General features: G+C 68.0%; 13 protein-coding genes. 8 read left to right on the top strand and 5 right to left on the bottom strand.

The features are described from left to right. Positions 1-2: 2 nt before the first annotated feature. The 3 genes from HNR22_RS18365 to HNR22_RS18375 form a co-directional block, all read right to left on the bottom strand. Positions 3-1070, bottom strand: a complete 1068-nt coding sequence (locus tag HNR22_RS18365) for a WxL protein peptidoglycan domain-containing protein (protein WP_179781387.1) — start codon at positions 1068-1070, stop codon at positions 3-5. A gap of 90 nt (positions 1071-1160) precedes the next feature. After that, a complete protein-coding gene (locus HNR22_RS18370) occupies positions 1161-3134 on the bottom strand; it encodes a purple acid phosphatase family protein (RefSeq protein ID WP_179781388.1) in 1974 nt (657 codons plus the stop codon). A gap of 144 nt (positions 3135-3278) precedes the next feature. Next, the gene (locus HNR22_RS18375; RefSeq protein ID WP_343059867.1) at positions 3279-4598 is read right to left on the bottom strand and encodes a HupE/UreJ family protein; all 1320 of its coding nucleotides are present in this window, start codon (positions 4596-4598) and stop codon (positions 3279-3281) included. A gap of 80 nt (positions 4599-4678) precedes the next feature. On the opposite strand from HNR22_RS18375, the gene HNR22_RS18380 reads away from it, so the two are divergent. Continuing rightward, positions 4679-5341, top strand: coding sequence for a type 1 periplasmic-binding domain-containing protein (locus tag HNR22_RS18380; protein WP_179781389.1), 663 nt, complete (start codon positions 4679-4681; stop codon positions 5339-5341). Positions 5342-5402: 61 nt separating this feature from the next. Here HNR22_RS18380 and HNR22_RS18385 read toward each other — a convergent pair whose 3' ends face one another. Both HNR22_RS18385 and HNR22_RS18390 read right to left on the bottom strand, forming a co-directional pair. After that, positions 5403-7055: a glucuronyl esterase domain-containing protein gene (locus HNR22_RS18385; RefSeq protein WP_179781390.1), complete on the bottom strand. Its 1653-nt coding sequence runs from the start codon at positions 7053-7055 to the stop codon at positions 5403-5405. 284 nt (positions 7056-7339) lie between these two features. Continuing rightward, positions 7340-7801 (bottom strand): hypothetical protein, encoded by a 462-nt coding sequence (locus tag HNR22_RS18390; protein WP_179781391.1) that lies wholly within the window; start codon positions 7799-7801, stop codon positions 7340-7342. Positions 7802-8200: 399 nt separating this feature from the next. Between HNR22_RS18390 and HNR22_RS18395 the strand changes: the two genes are divergently transcribed. The 7 genes from HNR22_RS18395 to HNR22_RS18425 all read left to right on the top strand — a co-directional run bounded on the left by HNR22_RS18395 (position 8201) and on the right by HNR22_RS18425 (position 13506). Then, positions 8201-8800, top strand: coding sequence for a methyltransferase domain-containing protein (locus tag HNR22_RS18395; RefSeq protein WP_179781392.1), 600 nt, complete (start codon positions 8201-8203; stop codon positions 8798-8800). Positions 8801-8954: 154 nt separating this feature from the next. Next, positions 8955-9290: a hypothetical protein gene (locus tag HNR22_RS18400; protein WP_088950652.1), complete on the top strand. Its 336-nt coding sequence runs from the start codon at positions 8955-8957 to the stop codon at positions 9288-9290. 20 nt (positions 9291-9310) lie between these two features. Beyond that, the gene (locus tag HNR22_RS18405; RefSeq protein ID WP_179781393.1) at positions 9311-9616 is read left to right on the top strand and encodes a pore-forming ESAT-6 family protein; all 306 of its coding nucleotides are present in this window, start codon (positions 9311-9313) and stop codon (positions 9614-9616) included. A gap of 37 nt (positions 9617-9653) precedes the next feature. Continuing rightward, positions 9654-10013 (top strand): DUF6507 family protein, encoded by a 360-nt coding sequence (locus HNR22_RS18410; protein WP_179781394.1) that lies wholly within the window; start codon positions 9654-9656, stop codon positions 10011-10013. Next, positions 10010-12424, top strand: coding sequence for a hypothetical protein (locus HNR22_RS18415; RefSeq protein ID WP_179781395.1), 2415 nt, complete (start codon positions 10010-10012; stop codon positions 12422-12424). The genes HNR22_RS18410 and HNR22_RS18415 overlap by 4 nt, the downstream gene beginning before the upstream one ends. Then, entirely contained in the window at positions 12421-13116 is a 696-nt protein-coding gene (locus HNR22_RS18420) for a hypothetical protein (RefSeq protein ID WP_179781396.1), read from the top strand. Before HNR22_RS18415 ends, HNR22_RS18420 begins: the two co-directional genes overlap by 4 nt. A 39-nt stretch (positions 13117-13155) precedes the next feature. Further along, positions 13156-13506, top strand: a complete 351-nt coding sequence (locus HNR22_RS18425) for a toxin-antitoxin system YwqK family antitoxin (protein ID WP_179781397.1) — start codon at positions 13156-13158, stop codon at positions 13504-13506. Positions 13507-13555 lie beyond the last annotated feature (49 nt).

Consider the following 13555-nt stretch of genomic DNA (forward strand, 5'->3'; position numbering starts at 1 on the left):
GATCAGGACGTCTGCGGCTCCTGACCACGCAGCGCCTGCGCGACGGCGTCGCGCACCCGCGCGTCCTCGCGCACCTTGCGCTGCGTCCGGTTGCGACGCCGGTACAGGTACGCCCCGACGAGCGCGGCGACCAGGACGACGAGCGCCAGCACCAACGTCCACGGCAGGGCCCAGCCGTGCGCGGTGACCGTGACCGGCTTGAGCGGGGTGGTGGAGCCCGACGCGTCGGTGAGCAGCGGCGTGAGGGTCGCGGTCGCGGCCAGCGAGATGGCAGGGGCGACGCCGTGCACGGGCACCGTCACGTTCCAGCTCTCACCCGGAAGCAGCTCCGGCGGCGCGGCGATGTCCTTGGCCCGTACCCGCAGCAACCCGAACGGGCCCGAGACCGACACCGCCTGCTGCCCGGACAGGGCGGCGTTGCCGACGTTGTGGACCTTGTAGGTGATGGTGGCGTCGCCCTTGCCGAACGGGTTGGCCGAGCCGGCGTACGTCACGTGCAGGTCCTCGATCGCGAGGTTCGGCTTCAGCTCGCCGCCGACCCGCAACTTGATCCGGATGCCGAGGCGACGGTCGACGTTGATGCCCTCGGCCTGGTCGGCCTGCGTCAGGGCGGTGAGGATGCCGCCGACGTAGTCACCGGGCGTGGCGTTGTCCGGGACGCTGATCGCGAAGGGGACCTGCGCGGTCTTCCCGGGCTGGATCACGACACTCTCGGCTTTCGCCTTCACCCAGGCGCCGATCGCGACGGACTTCTTGTCCTTGGTGAGCAGGTCGAGCTGGCCCGCGTCGGTCGTGAAGCCGTCGGCGGCGTACACGGACAGGGTCAGCGGCGACGGGCCGCGGTTGGCCACGACCATGGCGTCCTCGACGGCACCACCGGGATTGACGTTGTAGCTGTAGCTGGACCGGGCTTCGCCGTAGCCGTTGGAGGCCGTCCGGACCGTCCAGGCGACGTTACCGTCCGCCGCCGAGGCGGGGCCGGCACCGACACCGACGGTCGCGACGGCGGCGAGCAGGGAGAGCGCGGTGGTTCGAAGGACTGTCTTCCAGCGCGTTACGGACGGATACATGTCGGTTCCTTGAGGTGATCTTGGGAGGGTGGCACATGGGTGGCGGGGTAGGCCCCGAAGGTGCCTACCCCGCCGAGTGGAACGGTCCGGTCAGCTGCTCAGGGCAGTGATCGTGAGGGTGGTGCGGTAGCTACCCTTCGCGATGCTGTCCGGGATCTTCAGATCCAGGTCAGCGCCGAGCTTGGCGCCGCCCCGGGGGTGACCCTGCGCGGCCGCGCCGAGTCCGCTGGAGACCGAGAGGCCCTTGCCCTGGTCGTCGTAGGACGACAGGATCGGCGCGCCGGCCTCGGCACCCGCGCCGCCGTCGAGCACGTACGGGGTCCAGCCCAGGTAGGAGCCGGAGAACTTCTTCTCGGCGTCGGAGAAGTCGCCGACGTTGGCCGAGATCGACCACGGGGCGAGCGAGCGGCGGCTGTCCGACACGAGGATCGGGTTGATCTTGCCGGTTGCCTCGAAGAAGGTGCCGTTGCGCTCCTGCGCGGTACCCAGGTCGACAAGACCGTTGTAGCCGTCGATCGTCCAGCCGAACTCGCCCGGAGCCGGGGACGGCACGTTGACCTGGATGGCCTGGCCGTCACCGTGGAACGGGTGCACTGTCACGTTGTCGACGATCGAGCCGACCGGCTGGCCGTCCGGGGTGTTGACGCAGGAGAGGCCCTTCTCGACCGCCGCGTTCGGTGCCGCGCAGGTGCCGCTGCGGACGTTCGCGAGGACCAGCTTGTCCCCGCGGACCTGCACCTTGACGTAGCTGCGGACGTGCTCCTGGTTCTGCACGGAGTTGTACCAGTACTTGTTCGGGTCCAGCGGGTCCGGGCCGTTGCCGCGGATGCCGGTGCCGGTGTTGTCCGGCTTCTTGATGTCGTAGTACTTCGAGCCGGAGGCCGAGTTGGCCGTCACGTAGATGACGCCACCCGGGCCGGGGAACACGTCGGCGGAACCCGGCTTCTCGGCCGGGTTCTCCTTCTGGCCGTTCTTGATGGAGTAGCTGCGGGTGTAGCTGTGGTCGTGGCCCTGAAGCACCATGTCGACGCCGAGGTTGGAGAACGCGGTGGTGAAGTCTTCCCGCCGCTGCTTGTTGTCGGTGTCGGTCGCGTGGCTGGCCGGCGAGTAGATGGAGTGGTGGTAGACCAGCACCTTCCACTTGGCCTCGGAGCCGTGCTTGTTGATGACGTCGGTGACGTACGCGACGTGCGCCGCGTCGCCGCCGGCGGAGCCGTCCGCCGGGTTGACGTAGCTGTTGCTGTTCAGGTCGATGAACAGCACGTCCTTGTGGATGAACCAGTAGTCGCCGCCGGACCGCGTGGCCTGGTCCCCGTTGTAGTACGCAGACGAGCGGTCGGTGTTCGGGGTGAAGTGGTGCTGCTCGTACGACTTGCCACCGACGTCGTGGTTACCGATGGTGGCCACGAGGGGGATCTGACGCAGCTGGTCGGGGGCCAGGAACGAGGTCCACTGCCCCTCGTCGTTGGCGCTCTCGACGTGGTCGCCGGCGGACACCAGCAGCTCGGCGTTCGGGTTGGCCGCGGTGGCCACCTTCAGGGTGTCCTCCCAGCCGGCCTGGTCCTTCAGCCGGTCGCCGGAGGAGCCGATCTGGGGATCGCCGAAGAACAGGAAGTCGTAGTCGCCCTCGAAGTCCTGCGTCTTGAAGGCGTACGTCGGGGACCAGCTGCCCTCGGCGCCGACCCGGTACGAGTAGGCCGTCTTCTCCCGCAGGTTGCTGATCGTGGCGTGCCGATTGAAGCCGGTGGTGGAGGTGTTCGCCGCACCGACGGCGTCGAAGCTGACGGCGCCGGCCGGGAACTCACCGTTGACGATCTCGGCGGTCGGGGCGAGCTGGATCTTCTGCGCGGTGTCGGCCGAGGAGTACCAGCTCACGATGCGCTGGGTCTCGTTGGCGCCGACGCCGAGGACCACGCTGGTGATCGTGGTGGACTCGGCCGCGCTCGCGGTGGCCATCAGGCCACTGCCGAGGGCCGCGCCCATTCCGAGGAAACCGGCTGCGACCCCGGCGACCAGGCGCCGCCGCACGAGCCCGGAGGCCCGTGTCGAGGTGCTCAATGTCATCGACATTGTTCCCTTTTCAAATAGAGAAATGGATTGTGCCTTCACCCGACACTGGGGAAGCAAATCCACGGTTTCGCCGCCTGATGAACCGACCATGAACGTGATCTTGCGAAAAACTGCACTTCACGAACTACTTAGCCCTACTCATGATCCAGAAACGCGCTGGACAAACCAGATCAACCCCATAATGGACACGCCCGCAGAAACAGCGCCGGTCGCCCAGAGACCGGCTTTCGGCGCACGGCGGCGCAGCACGAACAGCAGCGGGAACACGGCAGCGATAATCGTCAACTGAACGACCTCGATGCCGACGTTGAACACCAGGAGCGACCACAGCAGGGTCCACGACCATGCCTCGTCGATGCCCAACGCACCGGCGAAGCCCAGACCGTGCACCAGGCCGAAGCAGAACACCACCCCGAGGCGGATCCAGCCGGCCCGGTCCAGGCTGAAGTGACCGGCCCCGGCCGTCTCCAGGTCGGCCGCGTGCGCACCGCGCCGCCAGATCCCCCACAGGTGCCAGCCAGCGACGACGACGATCGACAACGCGATGACCGGCTCCACGATCGCCGCCGGCACCTCGACCAGGCCGAGGGCGGCGAGCATGAACGTCACCGAGTGCGCCAGGGTGAAGCTGGTCGCCGCGAGCACGATCTCCCGAAGCCGCCGCGACCCGGCGATGAGCGCCAGCAGGAACAGGATGTGATCGATCCCGGAGAGCAGATGCTCGGCGCCCAGCAGGAAGAACTCGCCGAAACGCTGGTACCAGGCCTGCCCGGTCGAGAAGGTCGGGTGGTCGGCGTCGAGCGCCGCACTGCCCGACCGGCCGTCGATCTCGTACGTGACGATCGTCTTGGTGCCCTTGACGTAACCCTCGCCATCGGGGAAGAGACCGCTGCGCACCTCGTGCTCGTCGGCCTTCTCGGGGCAGGTCCAGTCCAACAGCAGATCCGCGTACGGCACGCCCTCGCGCTCGCCGATCGACGCGTCGCCCACCTCGGTCGGTCGGCAGGCCGCACTTCCCGAGGTGACCGAGAAGCGGTCGGCGACGTACCCGAGGACCGTCGAGGCATGGCTCTTCAGGGCCGTCGCCTGGGCGGTGGCGTCACCCGCCTCGAACGCGGCCGTTCCCGCCTGGAAGAGCGGATCGGCGTCAGCGGAATCGGCGGCGGACACCACGAGGAGGTCGTATTCGAACTCCAACGCCGTGCGGATGTGACCCTCGTCTCCCGCTGAGATTTTCGCATACACGGTCGACGAAAAGCCATGCGCGGACGCGGTTCCAGCGCCCAGAAAAGGAATCACCGCTGCGGCGATCCCGACAGCGGCGACGATTACGGTACGGCGGACGCGCCCTGACATGCGACTCCCTCGGTTGGCCAGTGCACGTTGCACGGCCCGGGTGAACATCAACCCGCGCGCCGACGAACCGCCGGAAAACAAAGACCCCGAGCGGCCACCCACGGATAGTTGGCGACCAGAATTGAGATAGGAATACGAAGACGTACGCGCACTTTCCGCCACCACTCGAAAGGACGATCGCCTTGCGCCCCCCGCTCCGGGCCGTTGCCATGCTGGCCGCGACCGTCGCCCTGATCACCGGCTGCGACTCCGGCGACGACTGGTCACAGCCACACCCCGAGCCCGCCGCCATCGGCACTCTCGGCCCAGGATTCGTCGCCCCCTCCACCACACCCGCTCCGGAGGCGACGATCACGCCGCAGCCGGGCTCATGGGACGGCGTCCACCCGCCGAAGGACTACCGGGTGGTGTTGCTGACCTCCGGGGACGACGACCCGACCAAGGTGCTCGTGACAGCCGTCAAGGAGTGGGCCGACGACGAGCACGTCGACCTCCGGACGATCGTCGTCGGCACTGCGCACGACGCCGTCTCCAGCATCGCCGAGGCCATGGAGATGAGCCCGGACCTCATCGTCGGCGCGGGCAACGACCTCATCGACCCCCTCGCGCTGGTCACCCCGAGCCACCTGGACGAGAAGTTCCTGGTGGTGGGCGCGGAACTGGCCGAGCCCACCCACAACGTCACCGCGGTCGACTGGGACGGCGCGTCGTTCCGCGGGGAAGGGCTGGGCGCGTCCTCGACGTACGACCCGAAGTCGTTCACGGCCGAGCGCTGCGCGGCCGCCATTCGGGCCGGCGTGGCCGCGGTCCTCAACGACCTGACCGGGATCGTCGTCTGGCTCTGACGCTCAGCAGGGCCGCAGGGCCCGGCGTGGAGGCGTGCGGCCTCCGCGCCGGGCCCGCAGATCAGGCGGCCGAGCAGGTGGGAGTCATTCCCGTGCCGCTGCCGGTGCCCTGGAAGCCGAACTCGGTCGACTGGCCGGGGGCGATGGCGCCGTTGTAGGCGACGTTGGTGAACTGGACCGTGCCGGTGCTGCCGCTTCGACCGGCACCCCAGATGTTGGTGATGCTGGCGCCCGACGGCAGGGTCATGGTGACCGTCCAGCGGTTGACCGGCGCGGATCCGGCGGTCACGCGGACCGTGGCGACGAAACCGCCCGTCCACTGGTTGATCGACGCCGTCGCCGCACAGCCACCACCGGTCGGAGGCGGCGTGGTCGGAGGCGGCTCGGTCGGAGGGGGTGTCGTCGGGGGCGGCGTGGTCGGCGGCGGGGTGGTCGGGCCATCAGCCAGGACCGGTGTCTGCCAGTCCCGCCAGTCGGCCAACCGGCCGAGCGCCCTGCTCGAAATCCGGATCACACCCGGCTCGTTTCCCGTCTTCAACAGGAACTTCCGGATGTTGTTCTGCAGGGGGCCCCGCCACTCGGGGCGGTTGGCGCAGTGGGTGCCGTCCTGGACGTCGGACCAGTAGGTGATGTTGTCGCCGGCACCGAGCGCCCGGTAGACCTCCGCGCCACCCAGGGCCGCCACACTCGCCGACCGGGGACCGAGGTTGGCGATGTGCGGGTTGTCCATGATGAACAGCCCCCGTGGCGCCACCATGGCGACCATCTCGTGCGTGTCCACCGGGAGCCTGTTCGGGCTGCCGGTGAAGGACCCGAATGCGTCACCCAGCCACGGCTGCTCCCCGTACGCGCTGCTCAGGCTCTGGGCACCCTCCCCGGGGATGCCCCGGAAGATGGGAACGCCAGCGCTGCCCGACTCGATGGGCATGGTCAGGGCGATGCGCTGGTCGAACACACCGATCGCGAAGGCGCCCTTGCCGTAGCGTGAGCAACCGGTGACACCCATCGCGTCGGCCTTGAGGATCCCGTTGCCGGACTGCTCGACGACGTCGATGATCCGGCTCACGCCCCAACCCCAGGCGGCGAGCAGACCGGTGCTGCTCGATGCGCCGTAGATGCTGTAGAACGCGCCCTGCTTGTTGTTGCGGGGCGTGCCCTCACGGCCGACGACCATGGGGTCGTAGCTGATGACGGCGGCGCCGGCGGCCTTGATGGTGGCCGTGTCCGCGCCAAAGCCGCCGACGACCACGACGGCCGGGAACGGGCCGGTGCCGCTGGGCAGCTCGACGCGCGCCGAGAAACTGGCGCTCCTGCCGTTGTGCGACACGTTCACGGTGACGGTGCTGTTCGAGACCGTGCCCGTGACGGTGGCCGGCTTTGCCGGCTTGTCGCCGAAGACGAACTTCTCCGCCAACTCCTTGATCTCGACCCGACGGCAGCGCCAGTCGGACCTGGAGGTGATGGTCTGGCCGTTCAGCTTCTTGAACGGATCGGGGAGTTTGGCGTTGGTGGGCAGCGAGCCCAGGTCCGGCAGACCGGACACCGCGCAGTCGGCGCCCTCGTCCTCCACTGCTGCGGCGGCCATGACGCCGGTGGCGGCGTGTGCCGTTGTCGTCCTTGTTGTTACTGATACCGATCCGGCGATCGTGAGCGCTGCTACCGCCAGCGCGACGACCGCCGAACGGATCCCAGAGCGGCCCGAGCTGATGTTCATCAGGCTCTCCTTCCGAGTGCGGTGGTGGTGAAGGGAAGGAACGAAACGCGATCGATGATCGCGAATGCCAGCCACGTCAAGTCTGGGTTCGGTTATCGGAAAGTGTCAATATCTGAGCCGAAAGTTTCGGTCTTTTCGGCCCACCGCCGTTGCCCGTGGGGGTGCAGATGCACGCAGCTCAGGCAGACGGGTCAAGGCCGGCAGGGCGTCGACCTGTCGGTGCCCGAGTTCACGCCCCGAACACGGGGCATCGAAACGTTTCGGTAAACAGCGTCCAGTTCGGCTCAGCTCGGGGCGGGTCCGCGATCCTCGAACTCGTACGTGGTGGTCAGGCCCTCGGGCAGGTCGGGAACCAGGGCGTTGGTGCCGTCGACCACCTGGATGTAGCGCTTGCCCTGGAAGATCGAGTAGCTGCCGTCGGGGACCTGGTCGATCCGGAAGAGCTGCGTCTCGGCGGCCGGGTCGCACCCCCGGCCGCGTACGCTGCCCGGCGCGGCGTCGTGCACGACGGTCATGCAGACCGCCACCGCCGACACGATCTGGTACCTGTCGCCCCGCGGGCGCCCGACCCAGAGCGACACGTCGTCGGTGCCCGGCTTGCTGGCGGCCCGCACCTGGTCGGCGCCAGGGCCGATCACGCGGGCGGGCTCGACGTCGGCGCCCAACCGCACTCTCGGGGTGTCCGCGTCGTTCGACGACGGCAGGACGTGGATTGCGTTGCCGGTGCTCCGGAACGTCGCCCTCATCAGTCACCCCCGGCGAGCCGGGTTCGTCTCGCTGCGACTGACGGCCACCGACACCGCCGGCAACACGGTCACGGAGACGATCCAGCGGGCATACCGGATCGCCTGACACACTGCCCGGTCCGGGGTGGCGGCCGCTTGAGCCGCCGCCCCGGACCGGACCTCAGCGCCTCAGTGCCTCGGTGCTGGCGGGCCTGGCGTTCATGCCGACGGCGGTGCCGCAAGGCCATCGGGGCCACGTCGGCGCCCGGCTGCCTGCCGGACATCACGCCCTACCCCGCGCACTGATCGGCGCGACTCCGCGTGCCGGACTCGCCGCCGGTGACCGAGGACACGGTGCACCGGCGCGTCCGGCAGGGTGGAATCAGATGCGTGAGCGGAGCAGGCACCACGGGTGACGTTGTGAAGCGCACTCTGCCCATCCGCCATCCGGCTTCCGCCACCGGCGATGCCGCCTCTTCGCCGGACGAACCGGTGCGGCCGACGACCGCCCACCGGCAGCGCTGGGCGATCCAGACGATGGCAGTCGCATCCGACGACAAGGTGCTGGAGATCGGATGCGGTCGGGGAGCCGCCGTTTCTCTGGTCGCCAGCCGACTCACTACCGGCCGGATCGTCGCCATCGATCGGGCCGCGACGATGGTGCGACTCGCCACCAAACGGAACATTGCCCACATCAACGCCGGCCGAGCTGAAATTCAATGTGTCGGATTCGAGTCAGCAGACCTCGATTCGCTCCGTTTCGACAAGATCTTCGCAGTAAACGTCAGCATCTTCTGGCTGGGCGACGCAACCCAGCAGATCGAACGGATGCGGAGCCTGCTGACGCCTGGTGGGCGGCTCTACGTTTTCGGCGAACGGCCCACAGCCGCACACGCCACCGCGAACCTCACCTCGACCACGATGCTGCTCGAAGCCCACGGGTTCGCGACAACCACAGCAAGCGCCACTCGCGGTAAGAGCCAGGTGCTCACCTGTGTGAGCGGTACACCAATCGACTGAGTCGTGCATCTGCGGATGCCGTGTCGTCATCTTCGGGACCCCGCCGAGACAACCGCTGTTTGATCTATCGCGGTCGGTGGATGTCAAACCAGGTGGCGTGGGTGACGTAGCATTGACCGCGAACGTTATTCATCCCGGCACGGGGAGGAGCGGCATGAAGTTCGACATGGGAGCGCAGACTCTCGGCAGCCTCACCAAGCAGACCCAGGGATCGTCTGATGATCTCGGCAGCCTGATCAAGCAGTTGATCGCTGCCGCTGAGCCGCTGCAGGGCAACTTCAACGGTGCCGGGCGGGTGGCATTCGATTCGTTCAAGGCCAACGCGGATTCGATCACCGCCTCTCTCAATTCCGCGCTGGGCGCGATTCTGGGCGGTCAGGGCGGAATGGATTCCGCGTTCGGCCAGGGTGACACCGAGATGGCCGACAACGCGTCGTCGGCGGCGGGCACCGCCAACTTCGACGCGGCCAGGTTCTCGAGCAGCCGCTGACCCCGGGGGAGTGACAGATCATGAGCACAGATCGACGCAGCTTTGACGTGGGCACCTCGCAGCAGGTCCAGAGCGACCTCGCCGGGATCATCGCCCGGCTGGAGGCCGTGATCTCGCAGCGCAGCGCCGACGTGTCGGCCGCGATGGCCGACTTCCAGGCCGACGGCGTCTCCGAGGAATACCGGACCGTCGAGGATCGGTGGAACCGCGCCGCCAGCGAGGTGCGCACGATCATCGATCTGGTCAAGACCACGATGGTCAAGAACGACGAGACGGCGACGACCACGCTGTCCAAGGCGCGCACGGCGGTGCAGTCCATCGGCTGAGTTGTTTTCCATCGAGTGTTGACGAGGGAGCACAAGCGTGAGCGCCTGGGACATCTCCCCCGGTGGAGTGCGCGACGTCCTGAATCGCACCCATGCCGCGGCCGCCCCGTTCGAGGGGCAGATGACCACATTCAACTCGGCGCTGGAGGGTTCCGCCGTCCAGTCGAGTTCGGAGATCGTCGGCCAGGCACTTCAGGGCTTCGTTGAGTCGATCAAAACGGACCTCCAGTTCGTGTTCACTCGCACGGGGGCGTGCATGAATGCGGCGGCACAGGCGACGAACGCCTACGTCCAGGGTGATCTGGACATGGCCGCCAACGCGCAACGCAGTGCCTCGGCGGCACCCGACCCCTCGGCGACGATGCCGGGGCCGGGCCGTGGGGCGGTGCCGCGATGATCAATCCAGGGGAGATTCCGCAGATCCCCGGCAACATGGAGCAGTTGGCCACCCACGCACAGACGATCAAGACGACCGGTGTCGACTTTGCCAACACCGGTCAGGCGATCGACACCACCTGGCAGGGGTTGGCCGCGGTATACGAGGCACCGGAGGCGGCACAGCTGTTCGCCGCCTCCGGCCCGATACGCACCGTGTCGGCCTCGGTCGGCGAGGACGTCCAGGCCGTCGGCACCGCCCTGGCCACGTACGCCAGCGAGGTCAAGGAGATCAAGGCCCAACTCGCGGCGCTGAAGGGCCAGGCGGAGCAGTTCGTCGAGTCGACAAAGGACGACGACGACTGGCGCGAGGACGAGGGCAAGGTCAACCAGCACAACGGCCTGATCTCTGCGGTGAACACGCAGGTCGCGGCGTTCTTCGAGGCGCAGCGCAAGTGCGCCAACACAATCAACGCCCTGTACGGGGGCCGCCAGTACCGGGCCGACAACGCCGACGGTCGAGCCGACGACGGCGAGTACGGCTTCAACGCCGACACGCTCAACGCCGCTGCCGGCGAGGACGGCGCCCTGCCGTGGGGCAGCAACGAGGAGCACGACCGCGGGTTCCTCGGTGACGTGGGCGCGTTCTTCGGTGGCATCGGTGAAGGCTTCGTCACCATGCTCGAAGACCTCGGCGGGCTGATCGGCCGCGACCCGACCACCGGCGAATGGAGTTGGGGCACCGCCGGCCAGTCATGGTTGGGTCTCGGCAAGTTCGTCTGGGCGGTCTCCATCTACATCAACCCGGTCACCATCGTGATCGACCAGACGGTCGGCATGCCGTTCATGGAGAAGCGCGAGGCGGGCAACCTCCTCCTCAACGCCGGCAAGAGCATCATCGCCTACGACATGTGGAGTGAGGACAAGTCGAGGGCCGGCGGCCTCGCCACGTTCAACATCGTCTCCGCGATCGTCGGCACCAAGGGCGCCGGATCCGGCGTGCGCGGCGCGGGTGCCGCGGTCAACAGCATCCGGGGCAGCGCGACCGCCGCCCGAATCGGCGCCGGACTGGTCCGCGCCGGCAACTGGCTCGACAACCTGCCCACGGTGGGCGAGGTCGCCATCAACTTCGCCAAGAAGTTCGACATCCAGATTCCGCAGATCGGGCCCTTGCCCGCCATTGCCGGCGACGTGCCGGTCGGACGCGGCTTCGACGTCGAGATGCCGAACGACCGCGGCGGCAACCCGATGAACATGGACGCCGGCAACGGCCCCGGCAACACACCCGGTGGGCGCACCCCGGGAGAGTCGACCACCGGCAACCTCCCCGGCGACAACACACCCGTGCGGAACGGGCCGGAAGACACGCCACCCGTGCGGAACCTGCCCGAAGACAACCAGCCGCCGGTCAGCAACCTGCCGGAGGACAACCCGCCGGTGAGGAACGTGCCGGAGGACAACACGCCTCCCGGCAACCTTCCAGAGGACACGACGCCCGGCAACGTCCCCGACGACACCACCCCCGGCAACGTCCCCGACGACACCACCCCCGGCAACGTCCCCGACGACACGACGCCGGGCGGGGGAAACCCTGACCGGGGGCGGGATCTCACCCCGGCCGAGCAGCAGCGGTTCGTCGATCAGGCCGACCGGCTCGGTCCTGCAGCGCGGACTCAGGTGGAGAACCTGCTCGCCCGTACCGATCTGCCGGACGGTATGGCCAACCAGGCCGTCCGGGACTTCATGGACCTTCAGGACTCCGGGCGGCTGGCGGGAAGCGTCGACCGGCAGGGAGACATCTTCCGCGACATGCTCGACAACCTCAGCGGGGACCGCTCCGCCTTCGAGGGCGCGGCGACGGAGTTGCGCGCCGCGAACGATGTGCTCCAGAGCGGTGACCTGGCGCCGGGCAGCCGGATCGGTCTGAATGTCGTCGCTGGCGAACGGGTCAACCTGGGCAACGGCACGGTCGTCGACACCGGTCGCATCCCCGAAGCCGATCTCGTCTACCAGACCGCTGACGGCAACGTGCATGTGGTCGAGGTCAAGGCCACCGCGCAGACCGTGGCCAACAAGTTCCGATCCGACCCGGCCCAGTTGGAGCGCATGCTGGACTGGCGTGACGGCGCCCCGGGACGGGAGGTCAGCGTCCGGGTCGGCACCGACGAGGGTTGGACGGGGCTCTTCAGCCGCGCTGGCAACGACCCGCCGCAAATGGCGATCGAACGGCTCGCCGACCAGAACGTACCGATTACGATCGGCGGGCGTACCTTGTCCGGTGAGCAGTTGACCGCGCTGCACCAGGCGGTGGAACGGGCTGCGGCCGACCCGGCGCACCCGATGAAGAAGCCGGCTGCATGGTTCGGCGAGCATCTGCCGAACCTCGACGCGGCGCGTGACTTCCTCAGGCCCTACGGAGTTGATTTCCTGTGACCGGTCCCTGGGTTGCCCCCGAATTGCTGGCCGCCCTGCCAGTTCCGTGGCGGCTGGCTGATCCCGTCGAGCGTGGCAAGGCGACGCGAGAGCTGTTGCCCGGCCCGCAGCAGCGGGCTGAAGCAATACAGGCGTTGGAGACATCTCTCGCCTATCTGGTGGACGTCAGGGACCGTTACGGCGACGAGACCGACTGGGGACTCCCCAAGGCGTTCTTCGACGACTACTGGTTCATCCTTTATGCGAGGCTCAAGCAGTCGATGCCGACCCTCGCCGACGTCACGCCCGAGAGAGTGCGCGACTGGGCCGAGGCGTCCCTGGACGCGGAGGACGTCTTCGGTGCCACCTGGACGACGCCTCCGGACGAGGTCGTTGACAGCATCGGTCGGTCGTGGGTCTTCTTCATCGTGCAAGGGGCGACGGAGAGTCTGGTTCGATGGCTCCGCGGCGTTGGGCCTGAGCATCTGGACGATTCGGAACGGGCCCGAGTGGTCGACCTGCTCAAGGAGGCCACTCCTCGTCTGCAGTGGCGTCTGACGATCATCACCATCCCGACGATTCTTGATCTCGGGGGCACCGACCAGAAGAGCTACTTCGATCGTCTGGCCAACGAACAGGGCCTGCACGAGAAGACCCGTGCCGAGGCGGAGAGTGTGAGCTCGTTCATCGACCGCGCACACGAGCCGATCTAGGGCCGTCGCGAGTGCGGCGGCCACCCCGGAGTAGGCACCATGCGAGTCGAGTACGACGACGTTGAGACCGAGGACGACCTGCGGGTGACCTACCAGGGCGAACTCTTCACCGGCGAGGTGGTCGAGCGCTCGCCGCAGGGCCAGGTCATCGCCGTCACCACGTACTTCAACGGCATGGAGGACGGTCTCTCCGCCGAGTGGTACCCGAGTGGCGAACTCAAGGCCGAGGGCAGTGTGCGCTATGGCACGGCTGTCGGCGTCCACGAGGAGTGGCACCGCAATGGCAACCCCGCCGCCCGTGTCGAGTTCGACGACCAGGGCAAGTTGCTCAGCCGCCATCGCTGGGCCGAGGACGGCACCCCGATCGAGAGCTATGTAGCAGAGAGCTGAGCAGGTGATGCTGGACGAAGGCGGTCGGCGAAGAATCTCGCCGACCGCC

The organism is Micromonospora jinlongensis (assembly GCF_013410645.1).
Classification (GTDB): Bacteria; Actinomycetota; Actinomycetes; order Mycobacteriales; family Micromonosporaceae; genus Micromonospora; species Micromonospora zamorensis.